The organism is Mesorhizobium sp. M0410, assembly GCF_040321435.1.
Taxonomy (GTDB): domain Bacteria; phylum Pseudomonadota; class Alphaproteobacteria; order Rhizobiales; family Rhizobiaceae; genus Mesorhizobium.
Window position 1 is genome coordinate 1 of the sequence record NZ_JAMYRN010000011.1, and the last position, 17,489, is coordinate 17,489.

11 protein-coding genes are annotated in these 17,489 nt (G+C 57.7%); 5 read left to right on the forward strand and 6 right to left on the reverse strand.

Going from position 1 to position 17,489, the window contains the following annotated elements; genetic code table 11:
- The coding region (locus tag NKI63_RS17790; protein ID WP_352754661.1) for a calcium-binding protein at positions 1-1,642 on the reverse strand (1,642 nt) is incomplete at its 3' end.
- An 888-nt stretch (positions 1,643-2,530) separates the two neighbouring features.
- On the opposite strand from NKI63_RS17790, the gene NKI63_RS17795 reads away from it, so the two are divergent.
- The 4 genes from NKI63_RS17795 to NKI63_RS17810 are packed head-to-tail and all read left to right on the forward strand — an operon-like array spanning position 2,531 to position 9,221.
- Entirely contained in the window at positions 2,531-3,751 is a 1,221-nt protein-coding gene (locus tag NKI63_RS17795; protein ID WP_352507247.1) for a glycosyltransferase family 4 protein, read from the forward strand.
- Positions 3,748-5,004 carry an O-antigen ligase family protein gene (locus NKI63_RS17800; protein ID WP_352752861.1) on the forward strand — a complete coding sequence of 419 codons (1,257 nt, stop codon included), beginning with the start codon at positions 3,748-3,750 and terminating at the stop codon, positions 5,002-5,004. The genes NKI63_RS17795 and NKI63_RS17800 overlap by 4 nt, the downstream gene beginning before the upstream one ends.
- Before the next feature lie 4 nt (positions 5,005-5,008).
- On the forward strand, positions 5,009-7,003 hold the full coding sequence (gene asnB / locus NKI63_RS17805) for an asparagine synthase (glutamine-hydrolyzing) (RefSeq protein ID WP_352507243.1): 1,995 nt from the start codon (positions 5,009-5,011) through the stop codon (positions 7,001-7,003).
- 1 nt (position 7,004) lies between these two features.
- The gene (locus tag NKI63_RS17810; protein WP_352507242.1) at positions 7,005-9,221 is read left to right on the forward strand and encodes a GumC family protein; all 2,217 of its coding nucleotides are present in this window, start codon (positions 7,005-7,007) and stop codon (positions 9,219-9,221) included.
- A 315-nt stretch (positions 9,222-9,536) separates the two neighbouring features.
- Here the strand turns inward: NKI63_RS17810 and NKI63_RS17815 are convergent, their stop codons facing one another.
- From NKI63_RS17815 to NKI63_RS17835, 5 genes are all read right to left on the reverse strand, one after another.
- A complete protein-coding gene (locus NKI63_RS17815; protein WP_352507241.1) occupies positions 9,537-10,583 on the reverse strand; it encodes a class I SAM-dependent methyltransferase in 1,047 nt (348 codons plus the stop codon).
- A 95-nt stretch (positions 10,584-10,678) separates the two neighbouring features.
- Positions 10,679-11,722: a glycosyltransferase family 2 protein gene (locus NKI63_RS17820; RefSeq protein WP_352507240.1), complete on the reverse strand. Its 1,044-nt coding sequence runs from the start codon at positions 11,720-11,722 to the stop codon at positions 10,679-10,681.
- Positions 11,719-12,969, reverse strand: coding sequence for a lipopolysaccharide biosynthesis protein (locus NKI63_RS17825; RefSeq protein ID WP_352507239.1), 1,251 nt, complete (start codon positions 12,967-12,969; stop codon positions 11,719-11,721). The genes NKI63_RS17820 and NKI63_RS17825 overlap by 4 nt, the downstream gene beginning before the upstream one ends.
- Positions 12,970-13,416: 447 nt before the next feature.
- A complete protein-coding gene (locus NKI63_RS17830; RefSeq protein WP_352689632.1) occupies positions 13,417-14,499 on the reverse strand; it encodes an NAD-dependent epimerase/dehydratase family protein in 1,083 nt (360 codons plus the stop codon).
- 243 nt (positions 14,500-14,742) lie between these two features.
- Positions 14,743-15,453 (reverse strand): helix-turn-helix transcriptional regulator, encoded by a 711-nt coding sequence (locus NKI63_RS17835; RefSeq protein ID WP_352507238.1) that lies wholly within the window; start codon positions 15,451-15,453, stop codon positions 14,743-14,745.
- A gap of 287 nt (positions 15,454-15,740) precedes the next feature.
- Here NKI63_RS17835 and NKI63_RS17840 point away from each other — a divergent pair, with 287 nt between their 5' ends.
- Entirely contained in the window at positions 15,741-17,480 is a 1,740-nt protein-coding gene (locus tag NKI63_RS17840; protein ID WP_352507237.1) for a PAS domain S-box protein, read from the forward strand.
- Positions 17,481-17,489 lie beyond the last annotated feature (9 nt).

Here is a 17,489-nt window from a genome sequence, read left to right on the forward strand (position 1 = left end):
CATAGTAGGTGTCATTGCCACCATAGCCGGTCATCGTGTCGGCGCCGCCGAGGCCGTTGATGAAATTGGCGCCGGCATTGCCCTGGATCGTCTGGGCAAAGCCGTTGCCTGTGAGATTGATTGCCGTCGTGCCGGACGGATTGCTGGTGGCGAGAAGCTCGATCTCCGACCCGGCCGCAAGCGCATGACTTACTGACGCGAGTACTTTATCGGTACCGCCGCCTACGGCCTCGATGACCTTGTCACCGGCATTGTCGGCATAGTAGGTGTCATTGCCACCATAGCCGGTCATCGTGTCGGCACCACCGCCGCCGTTGATGATGTTCGCGCCGGCGTTGCCTTGGATGGTCTGACTGAACTCGTTGCCGCTGAGGTTCATTGCCGTCGTGTCGGATGGATATCTTGCGGCGAGAAGCTCGATCTGGGTGCCCGCCGAAAGCGCATGGCTCACTGACGTGATCACCCGGTCGGAGCCGCCGCCCACCGCCTCGATGACCTTGTCACCGGCATTGTCGACATAGTAGGTGTCATTGCCACCATAGCCGGTCATCGTGTCGGCGCCGCCGAGGCCGTTGATGACATTGGCGCCGGCATTGCCCTGAATGGTCTGAGCAAAGCCGTTGCCTGTGAGATTGATTGCCGTCGTGCCGGACGGATTACTGGTGGCGAGAAGTTCGATCTCCGATCCGGCCGCAAGCGCATGACTGACCGAGGCGAGTACTTTATCGGTACCGCCGCCCGCAGCCTCAATCTCCTTATCGCGGACATCGTCGACATAATAGGTATCATTGCCGCCATAGCCGATCATCGTGTGGCCGCCGGCTCCGTGGAATACATCGTCGCCACTGGTGCCATACAAGATGTCGCTTGTGTCGACGGGAGGCGGGGTGGTTCCGGTGGTAGCGAGGTTGTGCTCCCGGAAAAAGGCCTGCAGTTCGGAGGAGCTTTCAAGCGCGGTGTCGCCGTTCTGCGTTCCCCATTTATAGGTGTAGTCGAAGCCGGGCGTCGGCACCAGTGCGGCCCAATGATCGATCATGATTTGCATCTGTTCGGGGGTGGGCATGACATGTCTTCCGCCATCGGAAGTCTCCCAGTTACCGCCGCCAAAGGCCTGGTAGACCGGAACGATGTTGCTAACCGGGATGCCCGACTTCACCGCTGCAGCCACGGCTCGATCGATCATGTCGTAGTCGACCGTGTCCGTTCCCGTGCGCACCGGATAGGGGTCTATTCCGAAATAGTCGATATGCGTGTTGGCCGGATTGTAGGTGTTCGTAAAATCCGGATTGGTCGGGGATCCCATATTCATCATGGTGATGAAGGTCTTGGCGCCCGGAAAATGCTCATGGATCCAGTCGGATTCCGCCTTCAGGTTCTCAGCGGTTGCGTAGGTGCCCCACCTGCCGGTGGGATCGGGCTCGTCAACAAGATAGAATCCGAACACGTTCGGATTGCCGAGGAAGGGGGTCATTTTCTCGATGAAGGATGAGGTTACGCCCTCGTGCTCATTCAGATACACCAGGCCCTTCATGCCATCCGGCAATGCGTTGACCTGGCTAACATATTGAACGTCGGCCAGATTGAACCCGGCGGTTGCGATTTCGGTGGCGGAGCCACCCGAGGCGTAGTGCAGAGTTGCCATCCAATATTCCTTTGTCTCATTCGATAGCGCCCGGGGATTGCCTACTAGAGGGTGTATATTAGCGCCAAATCACATACCTGCAGCCTCTGATAGAATGGTTGATCGCCAGTAGGAATGCTGCACAGAGGGAGAAATCCCAATAGATGTATTAAATAAATATCAAGTATACAATCAAGTTAAGCTCGCATAGCTATGCAGATCAATCCAATTTAATTGAAAATCGATAGATTAATTGTCTAAAAAATTTAGCCTGCATGTTGCGGTATTGAGTTGTTAATTTAGCTGTTAACCTGCAAATTTACAGATCAGAAGAACATTTAGTCTAAGGGACAAGGCCCTTCGTAGTCTCATTGCCGCAACCAATTAGTTGTGGACAATTCGTAAGCGTCTGCCCGCTCGTCGCGGGATATCGGTCGGCAGATCAGGTTTTCGACATCGGAGGGGTCGAATCGGCTTGCCCGCTGGTCGCAAGGAGGCAAGCCGCGTCAGGGATTGTGGGTGAGAGGGCTGATCATCATGCCTGGTAACACGCGGACCGGACAGGGAGCTTAGGAATCCCAGCGTAGAGCAGCCGTACAGCGCACGACTGTCGGAAGGGCTTTCTTCGGTTGGCTTATCAGTGACGAGTCCGGCTTGGCAGAACTCGCCAGAGTTCGAGGCACAATTCATCGGCGTATCCACAAGATGCCGTCGAGGTGCTTCGCGCTATGCGTAAGGCCGTGATCCCAATGCGGTTTACCTCATTCAAACAGACGAGGACAGTAGGCAAGCCTCCTCCTACCGTACCCTTTCACGCGCACAGAAGTAACGAAGCAGAACCATGAAAGCAGATGCGAAAGGTAGTTACTTCATGCGACCGAAACACGGCGCACGGACGGGAGCTTCGGGATGAATCCGCATCTCGTTTGTGTGGGAGGCGAAGATCACGCCCTGAGAATTCCGTTCCTAATGTCGCTGCGCGAAAGCGGCTTCCGGGTCACAGCGGTTTCGACCGGCGATGAGGCTGCGTTTTTGCGGCATGGCATTCCGCATCGCGGCTACGGTTTCGACCGATTTGCCAGCGGCGGTGGCGAGTGGACCGCCGTAAGAGCGATTCGGAAACTGGTTGCGGAACTCCGGCCTGACATTGTCCAAAGTTTCGACACCAAGCCTAACCTGCTGGCACCCCTTTCGCTGCGCGGAACAGTTCCGGTCGTACGCACGATCAACGGCCTCGGCTGGACATTCTCCTCGCTGGAACCGCGGGCTCTGGCCTTGCGTCCAATCTTTTGCGGACTGCAGTGGCTTGCTTCCTTCTGGACGGCAGCGACGGTGTTTCAGAACCGGGACGATGAGGCCTTCTTCAAGCGCTTTCGATTAATTGAACCCGGCAGCGGAAGAGTGATCCGCAGTTCTGGCATCGACGTCGATGCGTTCGCCATGGCGAGGCATCTTGCTCCGCCGGCAACGAAAATGCGCAAGGAATTAGGGCTCCAGTCAGCGGAGATCGTGATTTTTGTGGGCCGGCTGACCCGCCAGAAGGGCATCCCGATACTGCTTCAAGCAGTGCCCCGCGTCCTTTCCAAAAGACCTAACGCTCGTTTCGTGCTTGTCGGCCCTTGGGAGTCCGAAGGTCCATTTGCAGTCGACAAGTCGGAAATCGATCGACACGCTCCTCATGTTATCGCGCTTGGCCCACGACGCGATGTTTCAGCCCTTCTTGGCATGGCCGACGTGTTCGCCTTCCCCACACAATATCGGGAAGGAATCCCGCGCGTCCTGCTCGAGGCAGGGCTGGCGGGTTTGCCCATCGTTGCCTCGAACATGCCCGGCTGCAATGAAGTGGTCGAGGATGGATGGAACGGCTATCTTGTCCAACCGCACGACGCCGATGGTCTTGCATCTCGAATAGTTGACATCCTTTCCGACCGCAGTCGCGGAAAGGTCATGGGCGGTCGTTCCGTCGAACTTGTCCGGGAGCAGTTCGCGCTGCCGCGGGTGGTGGCCCAATATTGCGATCTGTACAAAAATATCCTTGGCGCCAAACCCTACAGCGATCTCGCCCGACCGGCGTCTCCGATCTTGTTTGGAGAGGGTGCTGCGAGAAGCAGATTGGACTGGCGCCGATGATCCGGGACGCGATCCTGGCCTGCGGCCTCGCAACGACCTATGCGGTGCAACTCGACATTCCAGGGTCGCCCTTAGGGGTTGGCGAACTGTTCATCGTACTTTGGATCATGCTGTCGATTGGGCGCGTACTCGCCGGGGGCCACCTGGAGACAAGGCCGGCGCTGACACGCCTTGTGAGCTTCTGGACGATCATGGCGCTTGCTCTCGGGATCGGCACCGTCGTCGGCTATCTGACCACAATTCTATATCTGACGGGCCTGATGCACGATACGATGGCCTACCTGCTGTTGGTCAGCATCACCTGCCTTGCCGCTGCAGAACCCGACGCTGATCGCCGGCTGCGTCGTACTGGCTGGTGGGTTGTGGGCATCGCGAATATCGCGCTTGCCGTTCAGCTGGGACAGGGCTGGGGCTGGATCCCCCAAGCAGGCGTCGATCCCTGGTACTGGGACCGCTTCCGTGGCTGGTCGCATAATCCAAACCAGCTCGCGCTTTACTGCGCAATCTTTGGCCCGCTAGCCTTGCATCTTGCGACCACCACCAGCAATCGATGGGGCAGGTTTCTTGGGATCGCCAGCTTGTTCCTGACCTTCTATGTCGGGAGGCTGACAAAGAGCGATACCTATCTGTACACCAGCATCCTGACCTGCCTGACGTTCCTCGGGCTGCGGATCAGGACATGGCTCAAGACCGGTGGCAACAGAGTCAGCTTTTCACGGCAAGCCGTCCTCCTGTTGCTTGTCGGTATCCTTCCGTTGGCGATCGCGATAACCCCTTACGCCGTAACTGAGGCGAGCGTCTTCGAAAATTTCGCCAAGGGCCTGACCAAGGACAAAGGCGGCGAGGCCACTGCCGAAACCGCCGCACTCCGCGTGCATCTCTGGAACGAAGCGCTGGAGAAGGGCGCCGAATCCGGGTCGCTGGGCCTTGGTCCAGGTCCGCATCTCGAGCGCCCATCAGTGTTCGACTCGCAATTTCTGGAACGGCCCTTCGAGGCTCACAACACGATCCTCGACCTGTACACTCAAGGTGGTCTCATTGCGGTTCTGGCGCTGGTCTGGATAGTCGGCGCCGCCATCATATCGGTGTGGCGTGCGAAGCTCGACGCGCTGTTAGCGCTCGTGGTGTCAATCATCATCTTCGGGATGCCGCATCTGATCATCCGCCACCCGATCGTATGGTTTGCGCTAACCATCTGCCTTGTCGCCGGTACGCCGAAAGCAGTTTCTGCAATCTCCAACAATCCGGGGTAATGGTATGTGTGGTATTGCCGGAATTCTTCTTGCCTCCGATTCAGCCGACACGAGGCCGCTCAGGGCAATAGAGCAGATGACGGCCGCACTTCGTCACCGCGGGCCGGATGGCGAGGCATTCTGGGTAAACTGTGAATCGGGGGTGGCCTTCGGCCACAGGCGGCTGGCCATAGTTGACCTGTCAGAGGCTGGCCGTCAGCCGATGCATTCTGAAAGCGGCCGATATGTCATTACATTCAACGGCGAAATATACAATTTCCGTGATTTGCGCCGTGAGCTGGAGAGTACAGGCCATCATTTTCGGAGCGCCAGCGATACCGAAGTCATGCTCGCCGCAATTGAGAGTTGGGGCCTCGAAAAAGCACTCACCCGTTTCGCCGGCATGTTCGCTTTAGGATTGTGGGACCTTAGGACAAGGACGCTCCATCTCGCCCGCGACCGAATGGGTAAAAAGCCGCTTTATATCGCCTCAACACGCGATGCACTTGTTTTTGCTTCCGAGTTGAAGGCGATCAACCGTTTTCCAGGGTTTTGCCAGGAGCTCGATATCGATGCGGCCGCGGCAATGCTTTCGAAGGGATGGGTACCGGATGACAGCTGCATTTGGCGAGGCGTGTTCAAGCTGCCGCCGGGTTCGGTCCTGTCGGTAACGGCCGCTGAGTTCTCCGGGGAACGCAGTGTCGCCTCTCTGTCGCATCGCATTCGACACTGGTGGTCGCTGGCCGAAGCCGCCACGAAAGGGCGGGCGGAACAGGTCGCCGGCAGCGACGAGGAACTCACCAATGAACTGGACGGCCTGCTTCGACTTGCCGTTCGGGAGCGCATGATCGCTGACGTCCCGCTCGGGGCCTTCCTGTCGGGCGGAATAGATAGCTCGACGGTTGTGGCCCTTATGCAGGCTCAATCGGAAAAGCCCGTGCGCACGTTCACGATCGCTTTCGGAGAGGGCGGGTTCGATGAGGCTCCCCACGCTGCGGAAGTCGCGCGCCATCTGGGGACCGACCATACCGAACTCCACCTTTCGGCTGCCGTAGCGCGCGACGTCATTCCAGAACTGCCGCAGATCTGGGACGAGCCATTCGCTGACGAATCGCAGATACCAACTCTGCTGGTGGCGCGGCTCGCCCGGCGGCACGTTACGGTGGCTCTGTCGGGCGACGGTGGCGATGAATGCTTCGCCGGCTACGCCCGCCACTTCATGGCGGCCCGCCTGCGACGACAGCATATTCTGCCGTCAGCACTGCGTCGGGCGCTCGCGGCAGGCACTGGGTTATTGGCCCGTGCAGCCCGCCACGATCTCGTCGGCAAGCTGCCGCTTTCGGAGGGTGCACGGCATGCGCTTCGGGGGGATCGGCTGAATCGCCTAGCTCAGCTGCTTGCTGCAGCCAACGAGGACGAGTTGTATCGGCGACTTACGGGATCATCGAACGAGAACCTGAGCCTCCACCAGCCACCCTCATCAATTCACGTCGATCACCGGCTTGATGGGCTGCTGTCCCGTCTTTTGTATGACGATATGGCTGGATACCTCCCCGGGGACATATTGGTGAAGCTGGACCGCGCCAGCATGGCCAACAGCCTCGAGGGGCGATGCCCGCTGCTCGATCATCGGGTTGTCGAATTTGCCTGGCGCCTGCCGACGAATACGAAAGTTCGTAATGGCAAAGGCAAGTGGATTCTTCGTCAGTTGTTGCGCCGGTACGTTCCGCAGCGGCTGATCGAGCGGCCGAAGCAAGGTTTTGATGTTCCTATAGCAGTCTGGCTGAGAGGCCCGCTGCTGAGTTGGGCAAACGACCTTGTCGCCGATATGCGTTTGTCCGGAGACGGGATTTTCGACCTTGCAGAGGTGGATGCGTGCTGGCGCGATCACGTTGACGGCAGGCACGACCATTCTCGTGAATTGTGGCCCGCTTTGATGTTCCAGGCCTGGCACAACGAGGCAAGGCGGCCATCGCCCACAGCAACGGGTTCTCGCGTGCCCGAACTTACAGGAGATTAAGATGGAAGGGTCCATAGTTAGCCGCATCCACCTTCCGCACGTTAACGAAATGCACGTGCCTGCGCGCGAAATCGCTCCGCGCATGAAACGGCCTTTACGCGAACAGATGGACACGCAAACCCCATTCCATCAGCTCCTCATTACCCTCTCAAGAAAAAAATGGTTCCTGCTGGCCATGGTCATCACTGGCGGTGTATTAGCCGCGCTTGCGGGTCTTGCACGGCCTGCCCTGTATGAAGCCACCGCACAGGTAATCGTCGACGCACCTAGTAGAGCAGCCCCTGCCGGCGGCTCGGTCTCTACTCAAGATGTGCTGGATTCCAGCATTGACGACCACATCACCATGCTCTCGTCGCAAGGCCATCTGCGAAGCGTGGTGGCAGCGCTGCGCAAAACGGACGCTCTCAACAATACTAGAAAGGTTGATGCTGTTACCGAAAATTCTGCTGCTGACCCTGCGGGCGTCGAGCCGCCGAAGTTGCGCTCGGGTACAGCCGATCTGCTGGCCAAAATTTGGCCGCGAAGCACTCCGGCGGAGCCAGATGCGGCTGAACTCAAGATACTCCGTAAGGGTATAAGGATCGGCCAGGAGCTGCGATCGAGGGTCATCAGTGTCGGCTTCACCGATCACGATCCGGCGCGAGCTGCTTTGATCGCCAATACCTTTGTCCAAGTGTATATTGGCGATCTGGCAAGGAAAAGCCAAGCATCGGACAGACTGGAACTTGAATCGATAGTTGCCGGACTTCCAGCTACACAGAACAGTCTCGCAGAAGCGACCGATCGTCTTGAGAGGTATCGGCTGAGCCATGGCGCGATCGACCAAGGTGCAGCGGATAATGCCGCCAAGGAGATAGTCGAACTCACCCAGCAAATCTCCTTGTCGAAAGCCGATCTCTCCGCATCGGAATCTCGACTTCAACACATTCAGGACTTGCGAAAGGGGGGCGCGTCGGTTGCCGCGGTAGCCGAAACCATCGGATCACCCGTGCTGGCCGATCTCTTGGCACGCCAGGCCAACGGCACAACAGATGAGGATGTCACAAATGCGATCGATCGTGAGATCGAACAAGAAATCGCCCGCGTCGCTGCCGAGACGAACATCTATCGCTCCCAAATAGCGGTGCTGCAAAAGCGTAAGGACGTCCTGGATGCGGTTGTGGCCGATACAGCCGGCCGGCTTTCCGGATTGCGCGCTCTCGAGCCCCAGGTCGGCATCCTGACGCAGCGCTACAACGACCTTTTGACCCGGCAACAAGACTTGATGCGGCGTATCGCAAGTCCATCCCCCGGAGTCAGGCTTCTCTCAGCGGCGTGGCCTCCTACCAATCCAACGACTCTGTCGCCAATATTTCTTATTCCGCCCGGCATGGTTGTGTTTGGCCTGATTGGGGGGATCTTCATACTTGTCCGCCAACGCTTCGATAGCACCTTGCACGGAGAGGCCGAAGCTGAAGCCGCGCTCAAAGTTCCGTGCCTCGGGCTGATACCCCAGGCTGCCACAACGCACGCGAGGCGACTGCAGCAGCTGGTTTCAGGTCAGCAGGAGTCAAGATACAGCCGCGCCGTGACGGCCCTGCTTGTCGCTGCAGCGCCCCAGCGGGCGAGGGATTGCTCGAACATAATCTTGATAACATCCTGCAGTGAGGATGATGGCAAGACCGAGCTCGCATGGAGCATGGCCTTGGCGGCCACAAGACTTGGAGGGCGAGTACTCTTTATTGATCTGGACCGCACGGACCGCCGCCTTACAGGCGAGTTTGTGAAGGAATTCAGCGCACGTAAGCCGCACAATTTTTTTGGAGACTATATCAATGACCGTTGTGCGCTGCGTGATGCGATAGCTGGAATGTCGGCAATCGGAATCGATTTCATGGCGCTCGCACCGTCGGAGGATCTGCTGCCCTTACTGTCCAGTGTCGATGGCTCCCCTTTCAAAGATGAACTGCACTCGGTCTATCGGGTGGTCATCATAAATGGGCCGCTGGGGCTTGAGGGACCAGAGGCCAGACTCCTGACAGGCTGGGGTGACGTGGTTCTTTTCGCCATTCGCTGGGCGAAAACGCGACGCAGCATCGCGCGAGGCGTCCTAGACTTGCTTGCGGGCGATACGCCAGCTTCGGTTCCCGTCGCAAGCGTTCTCACGAAGGTTAATCTCAGGAAGCACGCGGGTTACCGGTTTGGGGACAGCGCTGATCTCTTGCTGGAGGGAGCATGACGAGCTCGGCTTTTACTGTTGCCTACTTCCCACCACCGCCCGTTGAAAATCCCCGTTTTAGGCGCCGCGCCGATCGGCTGCCGGCGCGGGCCATTCGCCCGTAGCCGGGGTTGCCGCGGAGAGATCCGTCCGGAGCGTGGGGCCGAGGTGTCACAACGGAACCTACTGGCCAGGAGCCGCCGGACGGGCATTCATGAATTTCGGGAGCAACGCCTGAGGCGACGCCCCTGATGCCATCCTTCGTCTGCTTGGCAGGTCCAGCAGCCTGGTGGTGTCAAAATCACCTTCCCGCTGCAAGCGGCGTGGCACCGCTCATTACTGCTTGGCTTGGCGATGAATCCGTGGCGCAGGTGACGAGACTTTGTCGATTTTCGCCCAGAGTGCGCTCCCGCCCATCGTAGATGCGTTCCTGATGGCGTATGCCCATGCCGGCAAGCGTGACGGTGAAATCGCAAGGGCGGTCAAACCTTGCGCCATTCGTTGCGCTTTGCTTCGCGGCAGGGCCCGAACGAACTCACTCAGACTACCTGGTTTTTGGCCCTTTCGCAAAAAGCTGTGGACGATGTCTTGCTTCAGGAATTTGGCGAGATTGAACGGCTCGCGCTCGCATTTGCTCAATTGCAAGCCGTGCCGCCGACATATGGCATCGAAGGCTCCTTTCGTCCATCGGCCAATGTGGTTTGGTGGCATGTCTACGAGCGAACCGTGAGACTCCATATAGTACGTTCTGTTTTCATTTGGCACGGCAATGAAAACAGATCCTTCCGCCTTCAGAAGATATTTTAAGCGAGCAAAGACCTCATCCACTTGGTCCATATGCTCGAAGACCTGAAACATGAAAATAAAATCGAACGCCTCTTTCATGGGATTGAAGCTGCCATCTCGAAAGTCATTTGCAAATGTCTTGAAGCCTTTTGACGCCAGTACTGATCGCGCCGTTTCGTTGTAGTCGACGGCAGAAATATCCGAAGTATGGAAGAATTTATTCTTGATGCGGTCGAGAAAATACCCAAACCCCGATCCCACTTCGAGAGCAGTCTTTCCGCCAGTATTCAGGCCCGCGAGCTCTTCGATTGTTCTTGCATATTCCCATTTCATAGTTGGATAAGAAGGGTACGCCCAGGCTAAGTTATAAAACTCAAAGCCGCCGGCGACGAACGGATCTGCGAAACCGAATCCACAATCTGCGCATTTGCGAATGTCGCAAGTGTTACGGCCCCAGAGATCCGACAGGTGGCTTGTTAACTTTCGGGAGCGATCGGGGTCCTGACGCGGATTGATGAAATGTCGAGAGGCCTCGTCTGCTGTCACTTCGAACAATTTTGCGGTTGATACACTGCCACACGCCGGACAAATGGTCATCTCGCTATCCCCGAAGCCTGGACGAAGGAAAGCCGCCTTCGACGGTGTAGAATGCGTGCCAGCCGGCCAACGCAGGCCTCAATGATGCCGCCACGCTAAATTCGCCTCTGGCTACGCAACCGGCCCAGTCTCGGGCGGATGGCGAACACGTAAGTAAGAATGTGCTGGCTCGCAATTTTCATAACTGATGGGCGAAGAATTTGCATGGCATCTTGGATCGTCGCTCGCCATGACTGCTGGTGGAATCTGCTGGGAATACGAGCAACCCGCAGCGCCCGTAACAAAGTCTCGGGGCGAGGGAGGTGTTTACGATCCTGAATTAGATTCCAGTTAAGCTCTTTGACGGCAAGAGTTACTTGATCAACTTCATCAAAATTCTTAGTTGTAGTGATGCTCGGGTGATTGGTCGCGTCGTAGAAGATCAAGCCGTCATTTATCGCGACCATGTCTCCGTGGCATGCCAGGTCAACAAAGAACAGCTGGTCGACTCCGGCCGGGATAGAATTGTGCGCGCGCATCAGGCAACCCGCGTGAATGACGTCGCGGTTGATCAACAGCGTCGACGGGATGATCCCGAGGCTCCGCGTCGTACGGACCAGATAGAGGTCCGTTAGGCATTGCTGGCTCGAGTAGACGGAGATCCGTTGTCGCCCTTGCGGTGGCAATCGGAATTTCATCCGATCGTCTTCAATTATATTCGCGGCACAGGTCATAAATGCAGCCGAGGGATGCTTGGTGGAAACCTCGGCAAAGGTCTTGAGTGCGCCTGGGGCGAGCCAGTCATCGTCATGGAGCAGCTTGATCCATTTTCCGACGCAAGCGAGCATGGCGTTGTTGGTATTCTCGACCTGACCCCGGCCCCGACCGTTCTCGACAATTCGGATGCGAGGCTCGGTCCGTGCATACTCGGTGACGATTGCCCAGGTCGCTCCCTCTCGGCCCTCGTCGTCGCTGACGACCAGCTCCCAACTGGCGAAATCTTGACTCAGAATGCTATCCATCGCCCGGCGGATCGTGTCCGGTCGGCGAAAGGTCGGGATGGCAACTGAAATGAAAGGGCGCAGTCGCGAAGCATCAGCGCGATGATGTTGGTCAACCACATCGGTCGTTAGAAGCTGATCAAGCTGCGAGTGCTTCATGGTGTTTTTCCCTCGAGATGATGACTCTGCTTTGGTATGGCGGCTCCCGATGGTTCGACGTAGTGGCGGAGAAGATACAGAGAGGCCGCCGTTTTCAGTGCAAACCCGACGGCGCCGCCGGCCGCCATCAGATAAATGACTTTGAGTGGTTCCCAACCTGCCTCAGCACCGGCGAGTAGCGGGCCAAATACAAGCGCCGTCCGCGCGCCGTCGACGAGAAGTCGTACCTCTTGCCGCCGCAGAAGAGCCGGGACATCTTGAAGCGGTGTCGACAACGCCTGCGTGGCACCCATGAACGCCAGCGCGGTCATAATGTCTGCGGCGGGAACCCAGGGCGCGCCCAAAAGGGGAACGACGATATATGGCGCGGCCAGGCCAAGCGCTAATATTGGCAATGCGGTGAGGCCGGCTGAAAGCATCAAGAGGCCGTGCGCGGTGCCGAGCAAATGGGCGCGACTGCTGGTTTTGTTCGCCTCAGATACAAAAACATTGCTAAGCGGGTTGGCGATCAGCGTGACGGGTGCAGTCACCAGCCGTGACGCAACTCCCAGGTAGCCGGCAAAAGCGGCGCCAAACAGCGAACCAACGAGTATTGCGGGAAGATTGATGATGGCAAAACTCGCTAGGGCCGACGGAATGTCAAACAATGGAAACTTGTATTCTCGCCTGGCGACTGCAAAGACGGTCCGCCACGGCGCTCGGGCGATGCCGCCTATGTCCTTCCTGCTCAGAATCCGAGAGCCGAGGATTCCGATGAAGATGAATTGGCTCAGGATATGAGCATGCACCATCGCGTCGCCTCCGAAATGGGCGAGCCCAAAAGTTAGTTGCAGCAGGGCCATGGTCACCGGCAAAATCAGGCGGCCGAGGGCGAAGTCGCGTAGCAGGCCTACGCGCAGACTCCAGCAGTTCATTGCTTCGACGAGGCCGGCACCCCCCATCCCAAGTGGAATGAGCCAGGCGAGGTGGCCAACTCGCGCTGGAGCGATGCTCGCCCACAGCAGTCCTGCCCCAAAGGCCAGGACACTCGTCACCAAGACAGCCAGGAGAATGAGCTTAACGGTCACGTACGCCTGCGCACTGTCCTTGACCCCATAAAGCGAGGCCTCGAAACGCAATGCTGCGATCGCACCGAGGATGTTTACGATCGACAGGTAAATCGTGAAGATCCCGAAATCTGCCGGGGAATAGAGCCGGGCCAAAACGGGAATGGCGGCGACCAGGGTCAGCTGGCCGGCAATCGCCATGGCCGAAACGCCTCCTGCCGCGCGAAGAATACCGCCGATCGGGCTTGGAGGAACACGGGTGATTATTTTCTCGACCGTAGCAACCGTCCTGGATCTCAGAAAGTAGCTTTGGGACATGAGCTCGCGATTCCGAGGAGGCAAAATGCGGTCGAATAGAGCTTACGATGGAGCCCGAACGTCACCATCATCCATCTGAATGACATTGTTCGGCAGAGCGCGGATGCGGCGAATTCTTTGTGCTCCGTGCCAAGTGCAACTTCAGTCTCCGAATCGAGATCGCTCATTGGAACTGCCCGCGATAAGCTGATTTGCGCGAGGATCGCGCGGGGCATCGATGACCGGAAAATGTCGTCGTGACGCTGTGCGGCATCAGCTGATCTTTTGACCAGACCAGCAGCCCCGACAGGATAACAGACGCGTGGATCCGTCGCTCCGACAAGGCGCGGATCACACGGTGGCCTCTACATGCACCAACGTTTGTTGCCGTATGCTGGTCGCGGCATCCCTTCCATGAAAGTCCCGGTACCATTCGACAAAGCGTTGCACTCCGTCCTCAAGCCGCGTCGTCGGGGCGAAGCCGACGGCCTTGCGAAGGTCGCTGACGTCGGCGCGTGTCTCTAAAACGTCGCCAGGCGGCAACGGCACATCCACGCGAAGCGCCCGGCAGCCAAGGGCGGTCTCGATGATCGAAATGAGCCGGTTGATCTCCTCGGGCCAGTCGTTGCCGATGTTGTAGACGCGATGCGGCGCGGAACTTGTAGCAGGATCGGCGGTGAAGGGGTCCCAATGCGGATCGGGCCGCGGCGGTGCAGCAAGTGCTCGAACCACGCCCTCAGCGATATCGTCGATATAGGTGAAGTCTCGCCACACGCGGCCGGCATTGGCTACTTCGATTGGATTCCCCTCGATAATCGCACGCGTGAACATATAGACCGCCATATCGGGCCTGCCCCAGGGGCCATAAACGGTGAAGAAGCGCAGTCCAGTCATAGGTAAGCCGAACAAGTGACTGTATGAGTGCGCCATGAATTCGTTTGAACGCTTGGTTGCGGCGTACAGACTGACAGGATGATCGGCGCCGTGATGCTCGGAAAACGGTATGGTTCGATTTGAGCCGTAGACGGAGCTCGAAGAGGCATAGACGAGGTGACTAACGCCGAAGTGCCGACAGCCCTCAAGAACGTTGAGAAAGGCTATTATGTTCGATTGCAGATAGGCATGCGGGTCAACTAGTGAATGTCGCACGCCGGCCTGAGCCGCGAGATGCACAACGTTTGAAGGTCGAACTTCTGAAAACAGCAACTGGACACGCGCCGCATCCGCCAGATCAATTCGCATCGGAGTGAAGCCCGACTCGGTACAGAGGCGCGCAAATCGCGCTTCCTTGAGTCGTGGATCGTAGTAGGGGGAGAAATTGTCGACGCCGATGACTTCGACACCCAGACGCAAAAGCCGCAAAGCGACGTGAAAACCAATGAAGCCTGCCGCGCCGGTGACGACGATCGGTCCGGTCCGTGCCAGTCTCTTCACCGCGCGGTCCGAACGCGATCGAGCGATTTCCACCTTCTCCGCTGCGGCAAGAACAGACTCGCTGCCTAGATCGTTGTCCAACTTGTCGCCTTTCGAATCCGTTCGACAGTACCGAATGGCCGGTCCGGGATTGCGGCTTCCGTCATGCGGTGCACGACCTGCCAAGTCATGACACTCCAACTTGCGCCGTCTGAATCCCCGGGCGGATGCCGACGTCCGGCGATGGTATCCAGTGGCCTGCCTCTACGGCAGGACCGAAATGCGGCCAAGAAGGGCCACCAGTTCCGCCTGGCGTTTTGTTTCGGTCTTGGCGAACAGCGAGGCAAGCTGGGAACGGATCGTGGTGCGGCTGAGGCGCCAGCTGCGAGCGATCTCCAAAGGAGCGTCGCCCTGAGCCAGGCGCAAGGCGAGGTGCGTTTCTGCGCTCGTCAGGCCAAACATTCTTTGCAACGTGCGAGGATTTGGCCCAGATCTGTTATCCCGATCCAGCAACGCCACAATGCTCGTTCCGTCGGGAGCGATAACGCCGTTCTCGTTCAGAATCACCGGACGGTCGCCTCTGCTGCGGATCACCACCCAGGATAGTGAGCCCGGCAGGAATTGACCCGGAACATTTGCGATCAGCCGCCTTAGGGCGGTCGTAAGCCCGCTCGCAGTGTCGGCCGCTTCCCCCTGGCGCTCAAGCGTGGTTTGGGCGGCTGCGTTCCACTCGACCACCTTTCTCTCGCGATTCAGCACGAGATAGCCACAGCCAATGCGATCAAGCACGCCGGTTATGGATTCCAGACTGCGGCCTTTTTGTTCGCCGAACCTTGCGTCCAATAGATCCGATGCGCGATCGGCAAGGTGACCAGAAGAGGGCCGCGTATTCCGCGCTTCAAAATCATACCTGGTCCTCGTAGCAATGTACCGATTGCTCGAAGAAGCATTGACCTGTCTATCGATCAGATTCATTTTCTACCCCTAACCCAAAGTTTCACACGCCCGAAATAAGTATTCGGGATTCATGTAGTCTTCTATGTGTCGCTGGATTCTAGTCTTCTATGCGCTGACGGATAATATGTTCATCGCCACCTTGAAAAACTTAATATGATCCGACAGTTCTAAGGCAGCTCTTAGGCCCCGCTGCGTCCGATAAAATGCGCGCTATGATAGCGGTATGGCAATCCGGCAGTGGTACTAAGCTGTACGTTTTTTGCTCTAGTCTCGACGGGCTAGTCAGAAGGTTGTAGTCTGTGTCCATGAGCTCGCAGTCGCGCAGGTCGAATTCGAACCCGTCGGGCAGATTGCTAACTCATATTGCCTCTGCATCGGTGTTAGCTGCCACACTGATATTTGAAATCAAATCGTCAGCCTATATTGGGCAAGGCGCCAGTTTTCTGGAATTTATTCCGGCTATTATTATTATCGCCTATCTCGAAGACCGCGTGGCAGCGCTTGCTGCGACCATTCTGATGGTGACTGTCGGCCTGTGGGCGCGAGGACACGATCACATTTCAAATGGAGATTGGGCACGCGCAATCCTGCTTCTGGTTTCGGGCGGGGTAATTGCCATGACGTTCCATCGCCTTCGGCAGGACTTGCGTGAGTTGCTGGAAGTCGCGGAGGCCAGGCTAGCTGCCGTCGAAGCGACAGAAAGCCGCTATCGTTGGGCCTTCGAACGTGCTGCCCTGGGATTCGCGAACACCAACGAGAAAGGTGAGTTGCTTCAGTCCAACAAACGCCTTTGCGAGATGACCGGGTACAAGGAGGAGGAGCTTGCCCAATTGCGGCTCGATACGCTCGCCCATCCGAACGACCGGCATACCTTGGCGCAATTGTTGGCAAGGCTGGGCAATGACATCTCTTCGTTCGTTTCCGAGGTCCGTCTGTTAAGAAAGGACGGTATGGCATTCTGGGCTCGGCTAACGCTTTCTTCGTCCGTGCCCAAGGGGGGACTCTCGGAGAGCATCTTCGTGGTGGTCGACGATATTTCGGAACGACGCGCTGTTCACGAAGCGCTTCGGGCTCAGAAGGAATGGCTGGACCTCGCTCTGTCTGCTGGACGCTTGGGCACGTGGCGCATCGACCTTAAAGACGGGACAGTCACGGGCTCGGACACGTTCTGGGACATTCTCGGCCTGGCCCAGGCCAATAGCCGCAGTTTGGAGGAACTGTCAGCTGTCGTCCATCCGGCGGACTGGCCAAAGCTGGCGGCATCGAGAAAGGCCGCACCATCGGTCACGAATTACGATGTTGAGATACGTGTCCGCCGACCGGACGGACATATCCGCTGGGTTGCGCTGCGCGGAAGGGAGGAAAGACATGATGATGGTGGACAGCGGCTTGGAGTGGCTGCCGATCTGAGCGAGAGACGACAAACCACGCTGCTGCGTGCCGCGGCAAAGAAGCGGGAGCGCATCATGCTCGAACAGCGTCATAGATTCGGCAATGTTTTCGCGGTGATCACGGCGCTCGTGAAGATGGTCGATGTTCCCGGAAACAACGTCGCCAAATACAAGGAAATGCTGATCGATCGGATACGCGCGCTCGAGGCAACCCATTTGCTTCTTTCACGCAACGGCAGCGTATCGGGGGCGATAAACGATCTCGTTGCGCAAGAGTTGCACCCTTATATGGGGACACGCGCCATATCGGTCAGCGGTCCGTCCGTGGCGATATCGGGAGGCGCCGCCGAGAGTTTTGCAATGATCGTTCACGAGCTTGCCACCAATTCCATGAAATACGGAGCGCTTGGCGATTCAAAAGGCCGGATCGACGTAAGCTGGACGTTCGCAGCTGAAGACACAGGCAGCGATGTCGTGTTCGAGTGGGTGGAATCGGGGCGGCGGCGGACCTCAAGTGTAGTCCGTCATGGCTTCGGTTCCATGATAATCGGAGTGGATGGAGCGCCGCTTGTCGGTCACTCTCCCAGGCTGGAAATATCGGACCAAGGGTTGCGGTATTCGCTGCGGCTGTCGCGCAAGGAAATCGGATTGTAGTGCAGTGCT

Bases quoted from the DNA above. Each gene is read 5' to 3' on its own strand.
- NKI63_RS17795 (WP_352507247.1), top strand. From the start codon at position 2,531: ATGAATCCGCATCTCGTTTGTGTGGGAGGCGAAGATCACGCCCTGAGA.
- NKI63_RS17800 (WP_352752861.1), top strand. From the start codon at position 3,748: ATGATCCGGGACGCGATCCTGGCCTGCGGCCTCGCAACGACCTATGCG.
- asnB (WP_352507243.1), top strand. From the start codon at position 5,009: ATGTGTGGTATTGCCGGAATTCTTCTTGCCTCCGATTCAGCCGACACG.
- NKI63_RS17810 (WP_352507242.1), top strand. From the start codon at position 7,005: ATGGAAGGGTCCATAGTTAGCCGCATCCACCTTCCGCACGTTAACGAA.
- NKI63_RS17815 (WP_352507241.1), bottom strand. From the start codon at position 10,583: ATGACCATTTGTCCGGCGTGTGGCAGTGTATCAACCGCAAAATTGTTC.
- NKI63_RS17820 (WP_352507240.1), bottom strand. From the start codon at position 11,722: ATGAAGCACTCGCAGCTTGATCAGCTTCTAACGACCGATGTGGTTGAC.
- NKI63_RS17825 (WP_352507239.1), bottom strand. From the start codon at position 12,969: ATGGCGATTGCCGGCCAGCTGACCCTGGTCGCCGCCATTCCCGTTTTG.
- NKI63_RS17835 (WP_352507238.1), bottom strand. From the start codon at position 15,453: ATGAATCTGATCGATAGACAGGTCAATGCTTCTTCGAGCAATCGGTAC.
- NKI63_RS17840 (WP_352507237.1), top strand. From the start codon at position 15,741: ATGAGCTCGCAGTCGCGCAGGTCGAATTCGAACCCGTCGGGCAGATTG.